Origin of the sequence: Amycolatopsis sp. NPDC049688 (assembly GCF_040674975.1) — a bacterium.
Taxonomy (GTDB): Bacteria; Actinomycetota; Actinomycetes; order Mycobacteriales; family Pseudonocardiaceae; genus Amycolatopsis.
Genome location: NZ_JBFANY010000017.1, coordinates 29838 through 49446 on the forward strand (window position 1 = coordinate 29838; position 19609 = coordinate 49446).

Genomic DNA, 19609 nt, shown 5'->3' on the forward strand with positions numbered 1-19609 from the left:
GGACTCAGGCCAGCGCCAGGTCGAGGGTGCCGGTGAGGCGGACCTCGCGGACCGTGCGTTCACCGGTGTCGAGGGTGCGGACGGTGCCGTCGGGGTTCCAGCCGGCCCGGCGATAGAAACCGAGGGAGGCGTGGTCGCCCTGGGCGACCCAGGCGATGCCGCGGGAGGCGCCGTCGGCCCGCAGGCCCGCGGCGGCCGTCGCGAGTAGCCGCCCGGCGTGCCCGCGGCGCCCCCACCGCGGCTCGACGAGCAGGGTGGCGATCAGGCCGGTGGTCTCGGCGTCCTCGGGCAGGCTCCCGTCGGCCTGGGCGACCTCCCCTTCGGGCGCGCGGCCGGCGACGCAGAACCCGACGGTGAACTCGCCTTCGGTGGCGAGGTAGACCTGGCTGCCGGGGTAGTCGATGGTCTCGGCCCACGTCCCGGCCAGGTCGGCGGCGTCGAGCTGGGCGAGGGCCTGCTTGCCGAGGAGGTCCTCGTAGGCGGCGTGCCAGGTTTCGCGCTGGATGCGGGCGATTTCCGCGGCGTCGGACAGGTCGGCGGGGCGGACGGCGGCGTCGCTCATAGGTGCTGAACTTAGCGGTCGCGGTTTTTGTCGGTGGTGGGTGGCACCATGAGCTCACCATGCAAACGATCAGTGTCTCGACGGCCCGGAAGACGTTCCTGGCCGCACAGGGCTTCACCGACCCGCGTCCGTCCGGCGTGCCTTCGCGGCAGCACCTGAAACGGGTGCTGTCGCGGGTCCACCTGCTGCAGCTGGATTCGGTGAACGTGGCGGTCCGGGCGCACTACATGCCGGTGTTCTCGCGCCTGGGCGCGTACGACCCGGCCCTGCTCGACGCGGCGGCGTGGGCGGATTCGGCGCGCCGCCCGCGGATGCTGGTGGAGACCTGGGCGCACGAGGCGAGCCTGCTCCCGATCGAGGACTGGCCCCTGATCCGCTCGGGCGCGAAGCGCGACGGCTGGTGGCGGCACTACGGGCCGCTGATCGAGAAGTCGCCGGGCCTGGTGGACGAGATCCTGTCGGTGGTCAAGGAACTGGGCCCGATCGGCGCGGGCGGCATCGAGCGGGCGGTGGCGGCGGACGCCCAGCGGCGCGGCCCGGGGTCCTGGTGGGAGCGCTCGGAGGTCAAGCGCGTCTGCGAGTACCTGTTCGGCATCGGCCAGCTGACGACGGGCACACGCAAGTCCTTCGAACGCCTCTACGACCTGACCGAACGAGTGGTGCCCCCCGAAATCCTGGCGCGTGCGGTGACGGCGGAGGAGGGCGCGCGGGGCTTGATCTCGCGGTCGGCGCGGGCGCTGGGCGTGGCCACGGAGACGGACCTGCGCGACTACTACCGCCTCGGCCCCGCCCCGGCCCGCCAAGCGGTGGCGGAGCTGGTGGAGTCGGGCGAGCTGGAGCCGGTCACGGTCCGCGGCTGGAAGCAGGTGGCGTACCGGCACGTTTCGGCCCGGACGCCACGGTCGGTGACGGGCCGGGCGCTGCTGTGCCCGTTCGACCCGCTGATCTGGGAGCGGGCCCGCACGGAGCGGCTGTTCGGCTTCCACTACCGGATCGAGATCTATGTCCCGGAGCCGAAGCGGGTGTACGGGTACTACGTGTTCCCGTTCCTCCTGGACGGCTCACTGGTGGCCCGCGTGGACCTGAAGTCCGACCGCGCGGCGGGGGTGCTGCGGGTCCAGGGGGCGTTCGCGGAGAAGGGCGCCGACGTGGCCCGAGTGCTGCCCGAGCTGGCCGCGGAGCTGACGCACATGGCGGAGTGGCTGGGCCTGTCGGGGGTGACGGTGGGTTCCCGCGGCGACCTGGCGGCACCACTGGGCAAGCTGGTCCGCTGAGCTGCTCTCGCCGGGGACAAGATCCTTTTCCTGCAGGGGAATTTGCCCGTTCCGGGACCGAAGCGGAACTGCGAGGATGGTGGATCGCCGGACGCTCGCGCAGGAGGTGGGATGGAGGGAGGACGAGCGAAGCTGGCGGACGCTCTGCGCGCGGCCACCGTGCCGTTGGTGGGGCCGGAAACCGAGGGCACGGGTTTCTTCGTCGCGCCGGGTGTCCTCCTCACGTGCGCGCACGTCATCACGGACCGCTCGAAGCGGATCTCCGAAGTCGTCCGCTCGGAGGCGACCGAGTTCGTTCCCGCCACCGACTTCCGCCTTGTTCCGGGCACCTACCACGCGAACGATCCCGGCCGGCTGGATCTCGTCCTGCTCGAAGCCCAGGACGAGGTCGGGCGTGCCCACGTGGTGCTGCACCCGGCAGCCGAGCCGGAGGAGCCGCTGTGGGCATTCGGCTACCCGATGGGCCGTTACCGGTCCGGCGACTCGGCGACCCTGACCCTGGCCGGCCCGTCCCGGCATGTGGCCGGTGCCGACCTGCTCAAGACGGTGCACGGCGCGGTGGGGCCGGGTTTCAGCGGCGGTCCGGCCCTCAACTGGCGGACGGGCGCGGTCACCGGCGTGGTGCGTTACCGGGACGCGCAGCACGGGGACACCGCCCGGCTGATCCCCGTGCAGTCCGTCTTCGCCGCGTATCCCGACCTCGGAGCGGCCCATCGATCGGTCTCCGCGGGCAACCGCTCCTGGCTCGATCAGCTCGACGATGCCCAGCTCGCTGAGCTGGGCATCCCGTTCCCGGGGCCGCGGCTCCGCGAGTACCTCGAGGCGGCGAGCGTCGCGGACGACCGGCACCCGCACGCCGAGCTGGCCGGGGCGGAGGTGTCGCCGCCACTGGGAAAGGTGTACCTGCGCCAGCAGACCAGCCGCTACCACGCGGTGGAGCCGGACGAGGCGGTGCGCGTCGAGGCCGATCAGCTTCTGCGGACCTTTCCGGGCGTGCAGATCCTCGGTGGTCCCGGTGCGGGGAAGTCCAGCTTGGTCCGGCACCTCACCGCCGAACTGGCCAAGCAGTGGCTTCGCGGCGACGGCGGCCCGTTCGTCCCCGTTCCGGTCGCCGCTGACGCGCTGCGGATGGGCCGGGGACTCAAGGAAATGCTGGCGCGGGGCGTGCAGGGCTTCGACATCGACCTCGACCGGGGGCAGCTCGAACAGCTCTTCGCCACCGACCCCGTGCCGGGTGCGCGCTGGCTCGTGCTGGCCGACGGACTGGACGAGATCGCCGATCCGTCCGACCGCAGCGCGGTCGTCAGGCTGGTGAAGCGGCATCGCGCCGGTGACCGGTTCAGCTTCGTCGTCACGACCCGCCCGACCGGCGTCGAGCACCACAAGGTGCTTGCGGAAGACGACAGCTACCCGACGTTCGTCATCGAACCGTTCGCTCGCGGGCAGCTCGGTGAATTCGCGAAGGGGTGGTTCGAGGCCCTTGACGTGCCGGACGCCCAAGAGGAGTCCGTGCGCTTCGTGGCCCGGGTCGAGGAAGCCGAAATTCGTGAGCTCGGGACGATCCCGTTGATCGCCACGATGATGTGCGTACTGTATTCGCAGCATCCAGGTCGGCAGCTGCCGTCCAGCCGCGTCGAGCTGTACCGGCAGTTCGTCCTGGTGCTGCGCCAGAAACGCCGGGATCGAGCACGCCGGGTGCTGCGCGAGTGGGTCGGCCGCAACGGCCCCAAAGCCGAGCGGGCCGTCGACGATCTCTTCGAGAGGGCGCTGCCGGTGCTGCGCGAGTGGGCCTGCGCACACCACGAGGTGGCCGCCACCGGGTTCCCGACCGGACGGCCGGTGCCGACCCTCGTGGAGGTGGCATCCCGCCACGTGCCACCGCCCGACACGGTCGAGGGCCCGGAATGGGCGAAGATCGTCCACGAGGTCTTCCTCGCCACCAGCCTGGTGACAAGCCGGCGAAGCGGGCCGGAGTTCCTCCACCAGACCATTCTCGAATACCTTGCGGCGGAACACCTGGTCGCGCGGCGGGCCCGGCCGGGACGGTACCTGCGTCCACGGCTGCAGCGCTGGAAGAACTGGGAAGTCGAACTCTTCCTGGTGGGGCTGTGGGCACCCCGCAAGGACCTGACTCGGGTGCTGTCCCGGATGCTTCGGCGCCGGTATTGGGAACACAACCACGGCTTCGTGGCCGATGCGATCCGCCAGGGACTGCAAGTGCCGGAGAAGGTGCGTGACCGGCTCCGCCGAGGCCTCGTCGACCACGTCCGGCACCCGAGCAACGTCTTCGAATGGCGCGAAGAGGCGACAGTGTTGTGCCAACTGGATCCCGCCGCCGCCGCGGAGGCCCTCGAAGCGATCCTCCGGGAGGGACGGGAACGCGCGGTGCGCTTCGAGGCGTTGCGGCTGTTGCTCGAGCTGGACCTGCGCCGGGGGATCACCGCCGCGAACCACCTCGTGTCCACCGACGCGACGGATGCCGAAGAACGGTTGCAAGCGGCGAAGGTGCTGGTGGAGTTCGACCTGGAGCACGGGCTGCGAGCGCTGTCACGGCTTGCCGCCACCCACGACCTGCACGCGTTGCGCTTCGAAGCCGCGCAGCTGGTCGTGGCCCGGGACAGAACGAGGGGCCTGGAGACCCTACGGCGTCTCGTCGAGGATCCCGGTTGCCCGGAACGCATGCGGCTGGCCGCGGCCGATACGAGCTGTGACCACGATCCGGAGCAGGTGCACGTCACCTTGGCGATGCTGAGCCGCGACGAGCGGGCCGGCTTCGACACCCGCCTGGACGCGGCCGTGTCGGCGCGGCGGCACGCGCCCGGGGTCAGCGCCGACCTGCTGGCCCTGCTGGCGGAGGAACCCCGGCAGCCGACGGCGAACCGGCGCCGGGCGGCGCGGGCGCTGGGCGACACCGATCGACGGGCGATCCCCATCCTGCGCGAACTCGCTTTGAACGGCCGCGAGGAAGCGGTGGACCGGATCGAGGCCGGACGTGCGTTGGCGGAAGTGGACGTCGAAGCGGGTCTCGACGTCCTCTTCACGCTGGCAGACGACACCCGGCTCGAAGCCGCGCGGGTCGACGCGTCGACGGTCGCCGGGCAGTATCCGGCAGGGTACGAACGAGCGCTTCAGCGGCTTGCCGAGCTGGCCGAAGGCACCGGGGCCGCGTTCGCGATCCGCCGTACCGCGGCCATTGCGTTGTACGACCTCGATCAGGATCGAGGCGTCGAGGCGCTCACCGGGCTCGCGACCCGGTCGAGCCGGCCGGAAAACCGGCTGATGGCCGCCTCCGACCTGGCCGACGGCCGTGCCCGCGAGCAAGGAGCGAGTCTGCTCGAAACCATCGTCACGAATCGGCGGGAACCGGCTGACGTACGGGGGCAAGCCGCATCGCGACTGGTCGCGCTGCAGCCCGGTCTGGGCAAGAAGGTCTACACGTTGCTCGCTGAAGACCGGAAAATCCCGATCGGCCGCCGGGCCGACTTCGCGACCATGCTCCTCCCGCGCCACCGTGCGAGGGCCATCAGGCTGCTGGGGGAGATTGCCGCGTCCGCCCCGGGACGGCAGTCTTTGGACGTGGTGGCGCGGCTGGAGCAGCTCGACCCGTCCCTGGCCGCGGATGCGTACCGCCGGCTGGCGGCGCGGTCCGGCCTGGACCGCCTGGTCCGGTTGCGCGCGTTGAACCGGGCTGCCGGGCTGACCCCGGCGAAGACCGCCGGGTCGCCGGCGGTCGCGGCGTTGCGCAAGGCGGCGAAGCCGGAGCCGGAGAAACCAGCTCCGGCGAAGGTCGACGAGCCCCCTCGCCTCAGCAAGAAGCAGCAGTTCCGTGCGCAGGTCGAGCAAGCCCGGAACAAGAACCTCAAGCCGGCGGAACGCTTCACTGCCGCCGAAGCGGTGGCGAAGCGCGATCCCCGGCAGGGCAAGGATTTCATGCAAGCCCTGCTGGACGACCGCAAGACCCCGAAGGCCATTCGTGCGAAGGCCGAGAAAGCGATGAAGCGGCTCCGGTGAGTGTCAGTCGCCGCCGGGCTTCCACTCCATCGTCACCTTCAGATTGGCCTTCGCCGTACCCTTCACGAGGATCGCGGTCAGCTGTCCGCTTTCCATTCCGACCTCGCACCCGAACTCGACGGTCACCTTGGCGGGCTTGGCTTTCGTCAGCCCGGCGTGGACGGCGTCGGTCACGGTGTTCGCGACTTGGCTCAAGGTCTCGGTGAACCCCTCGAACTTCAGCAGCCGTCCCGCCACTTCTTCGTCGCCGCCGCCGACCGGCGTCGCTTCGACGTAAAGCGTGCGGTTTTCGAGCTGGACCGGCACGAGGTGCGTGCCCGGCGCGTGAGCCGTCCCCAGGTAGTCGTCCACGCGACGATCCTGGCGGGCCGGGGCCGGGAACGCCAGGCTTGTCGCCGGGACGGCGGCATGCGAACGGGCCGTTCCCGGCTCCCCTTGGCCGGGAACGGCCCGTCCTTCCCCCTTACTCAGTTCGCTCTTCGGGGGCTCCGGGTGGCGGAGCCCCCGGCCCGGGCCGCAGGCCCGGTTGTGTCAGCCCGCCGCGCGCGTCACCACGGCGTTGCCGGTGCCCGTCCGGGCGCGGACCTTCAGCTTCACGCCGCCCTCCGGAGCGGTGTCCGCGACATCCAGCTCGCTGGACACCCGGCCGCCGCTGGAGGTCAGGTCGACTTCGGCGGCCGTTCCGCTGCGGATGCCGATCCGGACCTCGCCGGAGCCGGTGATCAGGTCGAGGCTGCCCGAGCCCGCGTCGGCCACCGAGAGGTCGCCGCTGCCGGTGCGGGCCATCACTTCGCCCGACACCGCGCCCAGCCAGACGTCGCCGGTGCCGGTGGCCAGGGTGGCCGAGCCGGCGATCGACGACGCCTCGACGTGGCCGCTGCCGCTGCGCAGCTGCAGCCCGCCCAGCGTCGGGCCGAGCTTGACCGCGCCGCTGCCCGTGCGGATCGTCGCCGAGCCGTCGGCGCGCTCGAGCTTCACCTCGCCGGAGCCGGTCAGCAGGTCGACGCGGCCGGCCGAGCCGGTCACCGTGACGTCGGCCGCGCCCGCCCGCACCTCGACGTGCGAGCCCGCCGGCGCCTGCACCTTCACCGACAGCGGGGCGTTGCGCAGCTGCCACGCCTTCGGCGCCTGGACGACCAGGCGGTTGCCGAGCTTCTCGATCCGGCTCTGCCGCACCGCCTCGGCGGGGGAGGACGCCGGGTCGACGCCCAGCTGGTCGCCGAAGCGCTCGCCGACCCAGGACAGCAGGCTGTTCACGCCCGCCACCCACGGCTGCTGCTCGCCCTGGTCGTGCCGCAGTTCGACGCGCGCGCCCGAGTCGCCTTCGAGGACGACCTCGACGCGGCCGATCGTGACGCTGACGTCGAGCTCCAGCGGGACGTCCGTTTCGAACTCGTCGATGCGGACCAGGTCGTCCGGTGTGGTCTGTTCTTCGCTCATCGTCCCGTCCCTCAGCCTTCGACCCAGCCGTGCAGGTGCGACCCGGTGCCGCCGTCCTTGCCGTGGTGCTTGCGGCCCCCGCCGCCGAGTGCGCCGTGGCCGAGCGCGCCCTGCACCGCCTGCGAAACGAACGTGTTCAGCGAGACGCCCTGCGCCGCGGCGGCGCGTTCGGCCTGGCCCTTGATCTGCTCGACCAGCCGCAGCGTGATCCGGCTGATGTCACCGCCGTCGATCGGTGGCGGCGGTGTGGTGTCACGTGGTGTCTCCCGTGACGTCGGCTCTTCGGCGGTGCCGGTGACGACCACCCGGACGTCCCGGCCGTCGAGCCGGACGTCCACCACCTGGCCCGGCAGGGCGGCGGTGACCTCGGCGGCGAGGTCGGCGAGGGCGTTCATCAGGGTCAGGCGGACGGCGGGTTCGAGCGCGGAAGACAGCAGCGCGGCCGCCCGCCGGGTGTGCTCGTCCCCGGCGGCAGCCGTGTTCGCGAGGTCCTCGCGAAGGTTGGCGATGTACGGGGTCAGGTCCATGACACCACTATGACGTCATCGGTGACGTCAGTCAAGGAAGCCGTGCTGTCACCGTGTCCCCCGGGAGTGGCCGCCCCCGCGCGGTTAGGCTGCCCGGGAGCCGGGAGAAGGAGTGCTGACGTGGCCGCAACCGTGTCACCCAGAGTGCAGCTGATCGCGAAGACCGAGTTCTTCCCGCCCGAGGACGTGCCGTGGTCGACGGACGCGGACGGCGGCGAAGCGCTCGCCGAGTTCGCCGGCCGCGCCTGCTACCAGTCGTGGCAGAAGCCGAACCCGGCCACCGCGACCAACGCCGGCTACCTCGAGCACATCATCGACGTCGGCCACCTTTCGGTGCTGGAGCACGGTTCGGTGACCTTCTACATCAGCGGCATCTCCCGGTCGCTGACCCACGAGCTCATCCGGCACCGCCACTTCTCCTACTCCCAGCTCTCGCAGCGGTACGTCCCGGAACGCAACGCCGAGTTCGTCGAGCCCGAGGTCATCGCGAACGACCCGGTGCTGCACGAGAAGTTCCTCGCCGCGACGCAGGCGAGCGTCGACGCCTACACCGAGCTGCTGGCCGGGCTCGAGGAGAAGTTCGCCGACGTCCCGACCGCGACCCTGCGCCGCAAGCAGGCCCGCCAGGCCGCCCGCTCGGTCCTGCCGAACGCCGCCGAGACGCGGATCGTCGTCACCGGCAACTACCGCGCCTGGCGGCACTTCGTCGCGATGCGGGCCACCGAGCACGCGGACGTCGAAATCCGCGAGCTGGCCGTGGAATGCCTGCGGCAGCTGCAGAAGGCCGCCGCGAACGTGTTCGCGGACTTCACCATCTCGACGCTGCCGGACGGCACCGAGATCGCCACGAGCCCGAAGGTGCTGGAAGGCTGATGAAGCGACTCGCGATCGACGTCCGGCCCGGCGAATACGCCGTCGTGCGGCTGCCCGCGGACGCCGCGGTGCCCGCGGAGCTGTTCGAGCCGGGCGAGGCGTTCGTCTCGGTGACGCGCACGCCCGAAGAGCTGTCGGTGATCTGCCCGGCCGGCCGCGAGCCGGCCGGCGCCACGGCGGCCGAGGACGGCTGGCGGCTGCTGTCGGTCCGCGGCCCGCTGGAGTTCACCCTGACCGGCATCATCGCCGCGCTCGCCTCGGAGCTGGCCGCGGCCGGGGTCGCGCTGTTCTCGATGTCGACCTACGACACCGACCACATCCTGGTCCGCGCCGCCGACCTCGGCCACGCGGTCGCGGCCCTGCGCGAGTCCGGCCACGAGGTCGCCCACCCCTGACTTTTCGGCCGCGCTCGGCTGGGTATCCCGGGACGAGGGTGGGAGCCGTCACCCTTGAAAAACAAAGTTCGGCGTGCCTAAACTTCGGTTTTGGACACCCGAGACCCGGGTTTCGAGAGGTGGCTTCATGGCTGTGACCGAGGCAGTCCGCCCGAGACTGGTGTCGCGGCTGCGCACCGGCTCGGCCCTGCTCGGGCCCGCGTTCGTCGCCGCCATCGCCTACGTCGACCCCGGGAACGTCGCCTCGAACATCAGCGCCGGCGCCCGCTACGGCTACCTGCTGGTCTGGGTGATCGTCGCGGCGAACCTGATGGCCGTGCTCGTGCAGTACCTGTCGGCGAAGCTGGGCCTGGTCAGCGGGATGTCGCTGCCGGAGGCCCTGCGCGCCCGCCTGTCCCGGCCCGCACGGCTGGCCTACTGGGCCCAGGCCGAGGTCGTCGCCATCGCCACCGACCTGGCCGAGGTCGTCGGCGGCGCGATCGCCCTCAACCTGCTGTTCGACCTGCCGCTGGTCGCCGGCGGCCTGATCACCGGCGCGGTGTCGCTGACCCTGCTGGCGGTCCAGGACCGCGGCGGCCAGCGGACGTTCGAGCGGGTCGTCACCGGCCTGCTGGCGGTGATCGCCATCGGCTTCCTGGCGAGCCTGTTCGTCGAGCCGCCGTCGGCCGCGGCGACGCTGGGCGGCCTGGTCCCGAAGTTCGACGGCGCGGGCAGCGTCCTGATCGCCGCGGCGATGCTGGGCGCGACGGTGATGCCGCACGCGGTGTACCTGCACTCGGGCCTGGTCCGCGACCGCCACGGCCGCCCGGACGGCGTCCGCCGCCGCCGGCTGCTGCGGGCGACCCGGGCCGACGTCGGCCTGGCGATGCTGCTGGCGGGCGCGGTGAACCTCGGGATGCTCCTGCTGGCCGCGACGAACCTCCAGGGCCAGGACGGGGTGGACAGCATCGAGGGCGCGCACGGCGCGGTGGCGGTGGCGCTCGGCCCGGGCATCGCGCTGCTGTTCGCGATCGGCCTGCTGGCCTCGGGCCTGGCCTCGACGTCGGTCGGTGCGTACGCGGGCGCGATGATCATGCAGGGACTGCTGCACAAGCGGATCCCGCTGGTCCTGCGGCGCCTGGTGACGCTGACGCCGGCGATCGTGGTCCTCGCCCTGGGCGCGGACCCGAGCACCGCGCTGGTGGTGTCGCAGGTGGTGCTGTCGTTCGGGATCCCGTTCGCGCTGGTGCCGCTGATCCGCTTGACGGCGGACCGCGACCTGATGGGCGAGGACGCCAACCGCCGCCTGACCACGGTCGCGGCCGGTGTGATCGCGGCGATCATCATCGCCTTGAACCTGGTGCTGATCTTCCTCACCTTCGCCGGCTGACGTCACGAATTCCGCGGAACCCGCAGCGCTCCCGGACGGTCCGACTAGCATCTGCGCGACCGCCGCCAAAAGGAGCACCGTGACCGACGAACAGACCCGGCCCTACCCGCCGCAGGCGCCCATGACGCCTGGTCAGCGGGTCGTCGCGGGCCGCTACCTCCTGCTCGGCGAACTCGGCCGGGGCGGCATGGGCGTCGTGTGGCGGGCGCAGGACCAGGTCATCGGGCGGCAGGTCGCCGTCAAGGAGCTGCGGCTGCCCGACGCCGAGTCCGCCGCTGTCTTCTCCGAGCGCGCCCTGCGTGAGGTGCGCACCGGCGGGCGGCTCAACGACCCCGCGATCGTCACCGTCTACGACGTCGTCACCGACGGCGGGACCACCTTCATCGTCATGGAGCTCGTCGAAGCCCCGAGCCTGGCCGACCTCGTCCGGCAGCGCGGCCCGATGCCCGCCGCGCAGGCCGCGCAGCTGGGGGAGCGGGTGCTCGCCGCGCTGCAGGCGGCCCACGCCGCGGGGATCGTGCACCGGGACGTCAAGCCGGCGAACATCCTCGTCGCGCCGGACGGCCGCGTGAAGCTCACCGACTTCGGCATCGCCCACGCCGTCGACGACCCGCGGCTGACCACCAGCGGCATGATCGTCGGTTCGCCCGCCTTCATGGCGCCCGAACGCGTCGAGGGCCGGGAAGCGATGCCCGCGTCCGACCTGTGGTCCCTCGGCGCGACGCTGTTCTTCGCGGTCGAAGGCTCGATCCCGTTCGAGCGCGCGACCACCGCCGCGACGCTGCACGCGATCATGACCGAGATCCCGTACCTGACCCGCGGCCAGGGCCCGATCGCCGCGGCCATCCTCGGCCTGCTCGTCACCAACCCCGACGCCCGGCTGACCGCGTCCCAGGCCCAGAACCTGCTGACCACGGCGCAGGGCGTGCGGCCCACCCCGCCGCACGGCACCGCGATGCTCGGCGCCGCGGCACCGCAGCCGCCTGCGAAGAACAACCACCGCGCGTGGTGGCTCGCGGCCGCGGCCGTGCTGGTCGTGGGCGCCCTGATCGGCGGCTTCTTCGCGGGCAAAGCCTTCGAAAAGCCGGCGCCGGACGCCCAGAAGCTGCCGACGATGACGTTCGGCCTCGGCGGCCAGATGCGCGTGGACGCCAGCTCCAGCTACCAGTGCTACAACGCGCCGGTCCAGGACGGCGGGGTGATCAGCGACGAGAACGACGGCGACTGCAAGGAGAGCCACACCGTCGAGATCTACGACAGCGGGGACGCCATCGGCACCACGAACTGGTCCGACAGCGACGCGGAGATCGCGGCCTACCCGGGCGTGGAGGCCGTCACGGCGGTGGCCGAAGCCCGCTGCGCGGCTTCCTTCCGCTCGTCGATCGTCCCCGCCACCCAGCGCGACGGCCTCAAGTACCGCGCCCTCGTCCCGACCCAGGGCGAGTGGCAGAGCGTGCCCGACAAGTCCGGCGAGTACCCGACGCGGGAGTTCTACTGCATCCTCACCAAGGCCGACGGCGGCCCGATCTCCGCCCCGATCGTGACCAAGGTCAAGTAGAAGTTCCGCGACGAACGGCCAGGCCCGGGAAATCCTCCTGGTGACCAGGTCGACGCGGTTTTCGTCGGACCCTCGGGGTACCGTCTTCCCATGTCCAACCCACCTACCGCCGCGCCCGGACGGCCGTTCGGGCGCGTGCTCACCGCGATGGCCACCCCGTTCGACGCCGAGGGCGCGCTGGACCTGAAGCGGGCGCAGGAGCTGGCCGAGCACCTCGTGGAGCTGGGGAACGACGGCCTCGTGGTCAACGGCACCACCGGCGAGAGCCCGACCACGAGCGACGCGGAGAAGCAGCAGCTCATCCGCGCCGTGGTCGAGGCCGTCGGCGACCGCGCGACCGTCGTGGCCGGCGCGGGCACCAACAACACCGCGCACAGCGTCGAGCAGGCCAAGCAGGCCGAGGAAGCGGGGGCGCACGGCCTGCTGGTCGTCACCCCGTACTACTCGCGGCCCAGCCAGGCCGGGCTGTTCGCCCACTTCACCGCGGTCGCCGACAGCACCGGGCTGCCGGTGCTGCTCTACGACATCCCGCCGCGCTCGGTCGTCCCGATCGAGGTCGACACGCTGCTGCGGCTGGCCGAGCACCCCCGGATCGTCGCGGTCAAGGACGCCAAGGGCGACCTGATCGCCGGCTCCGAGGTCATCGCCAACACCCACCTCGCCTACTACTCCGGCGACGACGGCCTGAACCTGCCGTGGATCTCGGTCGGCGGCGTCGGCGTGGTGAGTGTGATCGGTCACGTCGTCGCGGGCCGGATCCGCGCGATGATCGACGCCTACGAGAACGGCGACACCTCCACCGCGCGCACCAACCACCGCGGCATGCTGCCGGTGCTGCGCGCGATGTCGCGGGTCGGCGGGGTCGCGTTCAGCAAGGCGGCGCTGCGGCTGCGCGGCTTCGACATCGGCGATCCGCGGCTGCCGATCGTCGCCCCGACCACCGAGCAGACGGCCCTGATCGCCGGTGATCTTGCCCAGGGCGGCGTGCCGCTGGGCGACACGGCGGCCCAGGCCTGGCATGGTGAGCGGGTGGCACAAGCAGATTCGCGAGCGGCCTACGTCGCGCCGACCTCGCACACCAGCGTTGGGACCCTGCCTCGGTGAGCTCACTTCCCCCTGGTCCAGGCCCCACCAACGCCCCGCCCGAACTGCCCGAGGGAGCCCTGCGCGTCGTCGCGCTGGGCGGCATCGGCGAAGTCGGGCGCAACATGACCGTCTTCGAGTTCGGCGGACGGCTGCTCATCGTCGACTGCGGGGTGCTCTTCCCCGAGGACGACCAGCCCGGCGTCGACCTGATCCTGCCCGACTTCCGCGCGATCGAGGACCGCCTCGACGACATCGAGGGCCTGGTGCTCACCCACGGGCACGAGGACCACATCGGTGCCGTCCCGTTCCTCCTGCGCCTGCGGCCGGACCTGCCGATCTACGGCTCGAAGTTCACCAACGCCCTGCTCGCGGCGAAGGCCAAGGAGCACCGGCAGCGGCCGAACCTGATCCAGGTCCGCGAGGGCGAGCGCCGTGACGTCGGCGTGTTCAACCTCGAGTTCTTCGCGGTCAACCACTCCATCCCGGACGCGCTCGCGGTGGCGATCCGCACCCCGGCGGGCGTGGTCCTGCACACCGGCGACATCAAGCTCGACCAGCTGCCGCTGGACGGGCGCCTCACCGACCTGGCCGGCTTCTCCCGGCTCGGCGACGAGGGCGTCGACCTGTTCTGCGTCGACTCGACCAACGCCGAGGTGCCCGGGTTCGTCATGCCCGAGCGCGACATCGGCCCGGTCCTCGACGACGTCATCCGGCGCGTGGACCAGCGTGTGATCGTGGCCTGCTTCGCCAGCCACGTGCACCGCGTCCAGCAGGTGCTCGACGCCGCCCAGCGGCACGGGCGCCGGATCGCGTTCGTCGGCCGGTCGATGGTCCGGAACATGGGCATCGCGGCCGAGCTGGGCCTGCTGAACGTGCCGGACGGCCTGCTCGTCGACCTCGACCAGGCGAGCACCCTGCCGGAGAGCAAGGTCCTGTTCGTCTCCACGGGTTCGCAGGGCGAGCCGCTCTCGGCGCTGTCGCGGATGGCGCGCGGCGAGCACCGGCAGATCTCGATCCGCGCGGGCGACACCGTCGTGCTGGCCAGCTCGATGATCCCGGGCAACGAGACCGCGGTGTTCGGCGTGGTCAACGGCCTGACCCGGCTCGGCGCGAACGTCGTCCACCAGGGCAACGCCAAGGTGCACGTGTCCGGCCACGCGTCGGCGGGCGAGCTGCTGTACCTGTACAACGCGGTGCGCCCGAGCAACGTGATGCCGGTCCACGGCGAGTGGAAGCACCTGCGCGCGAACGGCGAGCTGGCGATCCGCACCGGCGTCGCGGCGGAGAACGTGGTCATCGCCGAGGACGGCGTGGTCGTCGACCTGGTCGACGGCAAGGCGTCCCGCACCGGCCGCGTCGAGGTCGGGCACGTGTACGTCGACGGCCTGTCGGTCGGCGACGTCGGCGAGTCGACCCTGTCGGACCGGCTGGTCCTCGGCGAGGGCGGGTTCATCTCGATCAGCGTCGCGGTGGACTCCAGCACCGGCCGCGCGGTCAGCAGCCCGACGGTGTCCGGCCGCGGCTTCTCCGACGACCCGAAGGCGCTGGACGCCGTCGTGCCGCTGGTGGAGATGGAGCTGGCGCGCACGGAGGCCGAGGGCATCACGGACACGCACCGGATCGCGCAGGCAGTCCGCCGGGTGGTGGGCCGCTGGGTGGCCGACACCTACCGCCGCCGTCCGATGATCGTCCCGACGGTCATCCCGGTCTAGACCTGCCCGAACGCCCCAATGTGGCGTTCGGTGCATCTGACGCACCGAACGCCACATTGGGGCGCTGGGTTTCGGCCGCGGGAATCGTGGACATCCCGCTGCGGGAGGGGCCCGATCCCTCTTCGGGGTGAGCTGTTAGGCCGTCCGGCCCACGTGCGGCGGCTTTGCCGCGGGATAACCTTGATCCCACCCCGCCTCGCGCAGAGAGGCCGCGCCGATGGGACGTCACTCGGACGGCAGACGACGCCGGCTGCTCCTGCCCGCCCTCGCGACCGGCCTCGTGCTCGTCCTCGGCGCCGCGGCGTGGGTGACGGTGTCGGCCGGGCGTTCCCGGCCGTCGTGCGAGCAGCCCGCGAAGGTCCTCGTCACCGCGTCCGCGGACATCGCGCCCGCGATGTCGCTCGTCGCGCGCGGGCTCGACCTGCCGTGCGGCAGCGTCGAGGTCCAGACCAGGGAGGCGACCCAGGCCGCCGAGCGGCTCGCCCTCTCCGACGGCAGCCCGCGGCCGCAGGTCTGGGTGCCGGATTCGACGCTCGCGCTGCGCCGCGCCCACCAGCTCGGAGCCGCCGACGTCCCCGGGAGCGGGGCATCGGTGGCCAGTTCCCCGGTGGTGCTGGCCGTCGCCGCGGACGTCGTCAAGGGCCTCGGCTGGCCCGAGCGCGTGCCCACCTGGGCTGAGGTGCTGGCCGCGCCGGGCGTCGTCCCGGGGATGCCGGACCCGGCCCGCGACCCGGTCGGCGCGGTGGCCCTGCTCGGCCTGCAGGACGCGGTCAAGGCGGCGCCCGAGCCGTCGGGCGCGTACGTCGCGTTGCTGCGGCGGTTCTCGGCCAACACCCTCGGCGACGAGACGGAACTGATCGCCCGGCTGCCGGGGTCAAGCGACAGCGGCGGCACGGCCGCGGTGACGGCGTTCCCGGCGTCGGAGAACTCCCTGCTGCGCCACAACGTCGAGGACCCGAAGTCCCCGCTCGTGGCCGTCTACTCGCCGGCGGTGCCCACTTTGGACTACCCGTTCGCGGAGCTGGGCGGGATCACCCCGCAGCAGCGCCCGATCGTCGACGCGCTGCGCGCCGCGGTGCTCGGCGACGCGGGGGCGGACGCGATCGCGAAGACGGGCCTGCGCGCGGCGGGCGGCCAGGCGCTGCGCGACCACCCGGACGACCCGAGGGTGTCGCCGGAGGGCTTCCGCACGGCGAACCTGCCGTCCGCGCAGGCCGTCGACGAGCTGCTCAACCAGTGGGCCGGCATCAACCTGAGCGCGCGGGTGCAGGTGCTGATCGACGTCTCGGGTTCGATGAACGCCCAGGTCCCGGGAACGGGCCTGAACCGGATGCAGGTGACGATGCAGGCGGCGGCGAAGGCGCTGCGCCTGTTCAAACCGGCGACCCAGCTGCGGATGCTGGCGTTTTCGACGCGCCTGGACGGCGACAAGGACTACCGCGAACTGCTCCCGATGGCCCCGGTGGCCCAGCACCTGGCCAGTGGAGCGCTGGAGAAGCTGGCCCAGGTGAAGGCCACCCCGGACGGCGGAACGGGCCTGTACGACAGCGTCCTGGACACCTACCGCACGGCCCGCCGCGAGTGGGAGCCGGGCCGGCTGAACCTGGTGATCGTGATGACGGACGGCCGCAACGAGGACCCGCACGGCATTTCCCGCGCGGATCTGCTGGCGGAGCTGGGAAAGCTGCAGGACCCCCGCCGCCCGATCCCGTTGATCGGAGTGGGCATCGGCCCGGACGCGGACAAGGCCGAGCTGGACCAGCTGACGGCGGCGACCGGGGGCCAGGCGTTCGTGGCCCCGGACCCGGCGAAGATCACGGACGTGTTTTTCGGGGCCCTGTCCCGGATCGCCGGCGGTTAGCTGAACCAGGCCCCGAACATCGAACTGTGGGAGCGGCCGCCCAATCGCTCGTCCAGGTCGACGGCTTGGGCTTCGGTGAGCAGGCACATGTAGTCGACGACCGCTCGCGCTCGCCGGGCCTCCGAAGTCTTGGTGCAGGAGGACATGAAGTCAGGGTCGTGTCCCAGGTCGCGGTAGGTCGCACGAAGCTGGATGGGCAGCCGAGGACTCTTGGGCGACTCTGCGAGGCAGTTGCTGAGCCGGTCGTAGAGCGACTGGATGATGTACTTCTGCCCCTCCTGCATCACTGCCAGCGAAGGCCGGTCGATCACGTAGAACCAGGTCAGTTCTTTCAGCGCCTCGACCAGGTACTGGCACTGCGGATCCACGGACACGAACGGAGCCGCTTCCACCAGTGAAACCGCGGCCACGCATTCGCTGAGGTTGTCCGTCGTGATCTTGTTCATGGCGGCACGGTTCCGGCGGGTCTCCCAGCATGAGGATTTGATGCCTGCGGTGAACCTGTCGATGACTTTGTCCAGTTCTTCTCCGAACCGGGCCGGATCGAAATTCGGAAGCCCGCTGAGCCGGCGACACGCATGCTTCGCGATGCGGTCCCGGTCGCCGGCCAGGTTGTGAAGCGGGATGAGCCCGGCGCGGAAGTAGTCCTCGATGTCGTGAGTCGCGTACGTGATGTCGTCGGCCCAGTCCATGAGAATGGCGTTGGCGGATCTGAGGCATGTGGTGGCGCCCTGGCGTGCCCAGCGGAAGTCCTTCAGTTCACTGAGGTACGTCCCCCACTTGCTGCCATACCCCCGATCCGTCCAGGTCGGGGCGGCGAAGGGGGCGTCGGCGGCCGCCGATCTGGGCTGAGGATATTTGAGCATCGCGTCGAGCGAGGCGCGGGTGAGATCGAGGCCCGGGTGCTCGGTCCTCCGCCTGGCGAGCTTCGTGACGATTCGGAACGATTGGGCATTGCCTTCGAACCCTTCGAGGCCTCCGGCTCCGCGCAGGCAGGCGTCGAGGACAGGTTCGGCAACGTGCCCGAACGGCGGGTGCCCGATATCGTGTACGAGCCCGGCGGTTTCCACGACATCGGCCTGGATGCCGGAAAGCTTCCGGAGTGCGCGAGCTTCCGCGGATTTGTCGTGCTTCAGGTGTTGAACCAGCCTGCGGCCGAGTTGTGCCACCTTGAGGCTGTGCGTGAGGCGGTTGTGGAGAACTCGCTGCTCGTTCACCGCGGCGACTTGAGCCACACCGGACAACCGCCGGAAGGCGGACGAGTACAGCACCCGGTCGCGGTCCCGTTGGAACGGTGTCCGGAAAGGGTCGTGCTCGAACTTGACGTGTCGTCGCTCAGCTTCTGGTTTCGGCTTCCGCATTTCTGTCCCCTCGCCGGATCGTGGTAACCATTACCGACGTCGCGGCGAGCGGGCTGTTACGGAGAACCAGCCGGCGGCTGGCTTAGTTGTGATCTCGTGGTGCAGCCGGAACGATCTTGCGACACTTGGACGATTTCTGTTGCAGTTCGGCATCGACGAGTACACCGTACGTCTCCGGTCAATTACCCACCGGCATGGCCGGATCGCCGGCGGATGAGGGCGTAGACACCCAAGATCACCGCCAGGCTGATCAGGCTCAAATACAACTGCGCCCGGGCGTCCTCGTCGACGAACAGCATCGACGCCACCACGACCAGCGTCAGTACCAGCGTCACCCAGCTCAACCACGGATATCCCCACATCCGCAGCTTCAGCTTCTCCGGCGCCGACGCTTCGAGCGACCGCCGCATCCGGAGCTGCGACCCGCAGATGATCGCGTACACGAACAGTGCCACCGCGCCCGCCGAATTGATGATGAAGTAGAAGATCTTGTCCGGGGACACGTAACTCATCACCACCGCCACGTACCCCACCGACGTCGACGCCAGGATCGCCTTCCACGGCACGCCGCGGGCGTTCGTGTCCGCGATCCAGGACGGGGCCCACCCGTGGCGCCGCAACGCGAACAGCATCCGGGATGCCGTGTACAGCCCCGAATTCAGCACCGACAGGGCCGCCGTCAGCACCACCGCCGACACGATCGTCGAGGCCGCCGGGACGCCGAAGCGGCCGAACGCCGCCGCGAACGGGCTCGTCTCGCTCGGGATTTCGCGCCACGGTGTGATCATCACCAGCAGCGCCACCGAACCGACGTAGAACACGATCACCCGCCAGACGATCGTCGAGGTCGCCTTGCGGACCGCCGTCTCCGGCTGGTCGGACTCGGCCGCCGCGATCGTCACGATCTCCGCGCCGAAGTACGAGAAGATCACGATGACCACGCCGTGCACCACGGAAAACGGGCCTTTGGCGACGAAGCCGTCGAGGCCGATGTTGCCCACCGAGAAGTGCGCGTCCGGCCAGAGCCCGAGCACGAACAGCGTGCCCAGCACCAGGAACACGACGATGGTGGCGACCTTGATCGACGCCAGCCAGAACTCCGTCTCGCCGAACGACCGCGCCGACGCCAGGTTCGTCGCCGTCAGCAGCAGCATCAGCGCCAGCGAGAACACCCACTGCGGCACGCCGGGAATCCAGCCCTGCAGGATCTTCGCGCCCGCGACCGCCTCGAACGCGACCACGCCGACCCAGAAGTACCAGTACAGCCAGCCGATCGTGAAGCCCGCCCAGCCGCCGAGCGAGTCGCGCGCGTACTCCATGAACGAGCCCAGCGCCGGCGCCGCCGTCGCCATCTCGCCGAGCATCCGCATGACGAGCACGACGAGCAGCCCGCCGAGCGCGTAGGACAGGACGGCGGCCGGGCCGACGGTGTGGATCACCGCGCCGCTGCCGATGAACAGGCTCGCGCCGATGATGCCGCCGAGGGCGATCATCCGGACGTGCCGCTGCCGCAGGTCGGGCCGCAGCCCGGACTTCGTCGCCAAGGTGCTTCCTCCCCGGGGTAGAGGATGGATTTTCGC

The 19609-nt window shown here is 71.1% G+C and carries 15 protein-coding genes; 9 read left to right on the forward strand and 6 right to left on the reverse strand.

Annotated elements, in window-relative coordinates:
• Nucleotides 1-4 precede the first annotated feature (4 nt).
• Nucleotides 5-562: a GNAT family N-acetyltransferase gene (locus tag AB0J55_RS37035; RefSeq protein ID WP_364259665.1), complete on the reverse strand. Its 558-nt coding sequence runs from the start codon at nt 560-562 to the stop codon at nt 5-7.
• A gap of 59 nt (nt 563-621) precedes the next feature.
• Between AB0J55_RS37035 and AB0J55_RS37040 the strand changes: the two genes are divergently transcribed.
• Together AB0J55_RS37040 and AB0J55_RS37045 are read left to right on the forward strand one after the other, a co-directional pair.
• Nucleotides 622-1836, forward strand: a complete 1215-nt coding sequence (locus AB0J55_RS37040; RefSeq protein WP_364259668.1) for a crosslink repair DNA glycosylase YcaQ family protein — start codon at nt 622-624, stop codon at nt 1834-1836.
• 111 nt (nt 1837-1947) lie between these two features.
• On the forward strand, nt 1948-5847 hold the full coding sequence (locus AB0J55_RS37045; protein WP_364259671.1) for a trypsin-like peptidase domain-containing protein: 3900 nt from the start codon (nt 1948-1950) through the stop codon (nt 5845-5847).
• Nucleotides 5848-5850: 3 nt separating this feature from the next.
• On the opposite strand, the gene AB0J55_RS37050 is transcribed toward AB0J55_RS37045, so the two are convergent.
• The 3 genes from AB0J55_RS37050 to AB0J55_RS37060 form a co-directional block, all read right to left on the reverse strand.
• Nucleotides 5851-6198 (reverse strand): CU044_2847 family protein, encoded by a 348-nt coding sequence (locus AB0J55_RS37050; RefSeq protein WP_364259674.1) that lies wholly within the window; start codon nt 6196-6198, stop codon nt 5851-5853.
• A 180-nt stretch (nt 6199-6378) separates the two neighbouring features.
• The gene (locus AB0J55_RS37055) at nt 6379-7287 is read right to left on the reverse strand and encodes a DUF4097 family beta strand repeat-containing protein (RefSeq protein WP_364259677.1); all 909 of its coding nucleotides are present in this window, start codon (nt 7285-7287) and stop codon (nt 6379-6381) included.
• Between the two features lie 11 nt (nt 7288-7298).
• Nucleotides 7299-7814 (reverse strand): toxin-antitoxin system HicB family antitoxin, encoded by a 516-nt coding sequence (locus tag AB0J55_RS37060; protein ID WP_364259680.1) that lies wholly within the window; start codon nt 7812-7814, stop codon nt 7299-7301.
• A 120-nt stretch (nt 7815-7934) separates the two neighbouring features.
• On the opposite strand from AB0J55_RS37060, the gene thyX reads away from it, so the two are divergent.
• The 7 genes from thyX to AB0J55_RS37095 all read left to right on the forward strand — a co-directional run bounded on the left by thyX (nt 7935) and on the right by AB0J55_RS37095 (nt 16668).
• Nucleotides 7935-8687, forward strand: a complete 753-nt coding sequence (gene thyX / locus AB0J55_RS37065; RefSeq protein WP_364259683.1) for an FAD-dependent thymidylate synthase — start codon at nt 7935-7937, stop codon at nt 8685-8687.
• Complete coding sequence (locus AB0J55_RS37070) at nt 8687-9082, forward strand: ACT domain-containing protein (RefSeq protein ID WP_364259685.1); 396 nt, start codon at nt 8687-8689, stop codon at nt 9080-9082. Before thyX ends, AB0J55_RS37070 begins: the two co-directional genes overlap by 1 nt.
• A 127-nt stretch (nt 9083-9209) precedes the next feature.
• Nucleotides 9210-10451, forward strand: coding sequence for an Nramp family divalent metal transporter (locus AB0J55_RS37075; protein WP_364259688.1), 1242 nt, complete (start codon nt 9210-9212; stop codon nt 10449-10451).
• A 79-nt stretch (nt 10452-10530) separates the two neighbouring features.
• Nucleotides 10531-12009, forward strand: a complete 1479-nt coding sequence (locus tag AB0J55_RS37080; RefSeq protein ID WP_364259691.1) for a serine/threonine-protein kinase — start codon at nt 10531-10533, stop codon at nt 12007-12009.
• A gap of 90 nt (nt 12010-12099) precedes the next feature.
• Complete coding sequence (dapA, locus tag AB0J55_RS37085; RefSeq protein WP_364259694.1) at nt 12100-13113, forward strand: 4-hydroxy-tetrahydrodipicolinate synthase; 1014 nt, start codon at nt 12100-12102, stop codon at nt 13111-13113.
• Nucleotides 13110-14807: a ribonuclease J gene (locus AB0J55_RS37090; protein WP_364259697.1), complete on the forward strand. Its 1698-nt coding sequence runs from the start codon at nt 13110-13112 to the stop codon at nt 14805-14807. The genes dapA and AB0J55_RS37090 overlap by 4 nt, the downstream gene beginning before the upstream one ends.
• A gap of 217 nt (nt 14808-15024) precedes the next feature.
• Nucleotides 15025-16668, forward strand: coding sequence for a substrate-binding domain-containing protein (locus tag AB0J55_RS37095; RefSeq protein ID WP_364259700.1), 1644 nt, complete (start codon nt 15025-15027; stop codon nt 16666-16668).
• Here the strand turns inward: AB0J55_RS37095 and dgt are convergent.
• Together dgt and AB0J55_RS37105 are read right to left on the reverse strand one after the other, a co-directional pair.
• Nucleotides 16665-18029 (reverse strand): dGTP triphosphohydrolase, encoded by a 1365-nt coding sequence (gene dgt, locus AB0J55_RS37100; protein WP_364259703.1) that lies wholly within the window; start codon nt 18027-18029, stop codon nt 16665-16667. The genes AB0J55_RS37095 and dgt overlap by 4 nt on opposite strands.
• Nucleotides 18030-18211: 182 nt before the next feature.
• Nucleotides 18212-19573: an amino acid permease gene (locus tag AB0J55_RS37105; RefSeq protein WP_364259706.1), complete on the reverse strand. Its 1362-nt coding sequence runs from the start codon at nt 19571-19573 to the stop codon at nt 18212-18214.
• Nucleotides 19574-19609: the final 36 nt, after the last annotated feature.

Bases quoted from the DNA above. Each gene is read 5' to 3' on its own strand.
- AB0J55_RS37035 (WP_364259665.1), bottom strand. From the start codon at position 562: ATGAGCGACGCCGCCGTCCGCCCCGCCGACCTGTCCGACGCCGCGGAA.
- AB0J55_RS37040 (WP_364259668.1), top strand. From the start codon at position 622: ATGCAAACGATCAGTGTCTCGACGGCCCGGAAGACGTTCCTGGCCGCA.
- AB0J55_RS37045 (WP_364259671.1), top strand. From the start codon at position 1,948: ATGGAGGGAGGACGAGCGAAGCTGGCGGACGCTCTGCGCGCGGCCACC.
- AB0J55_RS37055 (WP_364259677.1), bottom strand. From the start codon at position 7,287: ATGAGCGAAGAACAGACCACACCGGACGACCTGGTCCGCATCGACGAG.
- AB0J55_RS37060 (WP_364259680.1), bottom strand. From the start codon at position 7,814: ATGGACCTGACCCCGTACATCGCCAACCTTCGCGAGGACCTCGCGAAC.
- AB0J55_RS37070 (WP_364259685.1), top strand. From the start codon at position 8,687: ATGAAGCGACTCGCGATCGACGTCCGGCCCGGCGAATACGCCGTCGTG.
- AB0J55_RS37075 (WP_364259688.1), top strand. From the start codon at position 9,210: ATGGCTGTGACCGAGGCAGTCCGCCCGAGACTGGTGTCGCGGCTGCGC.
- dapA (WP_364259694.1), top strand. From the start codon at position 12,100: ATGTCCAACCCACCTACCGCCGCGCCCGGACGGCCGTTCGGGCGCGTG.
- AB0J55_RS37095 (WP_364259700.1), top strand. From the start codon at position 15,025: ATGGGACGTCACTCGGACGGCAGACGACGCCGGCTGCTCCTGCCCGCC.
- dgt (WP_364259703.1), bottom strand. From the start codon at position 18,029: ATGCGGAAGCCGAAACCAGAAGCTGAGCGACGACACGTCAAGTTCGAG.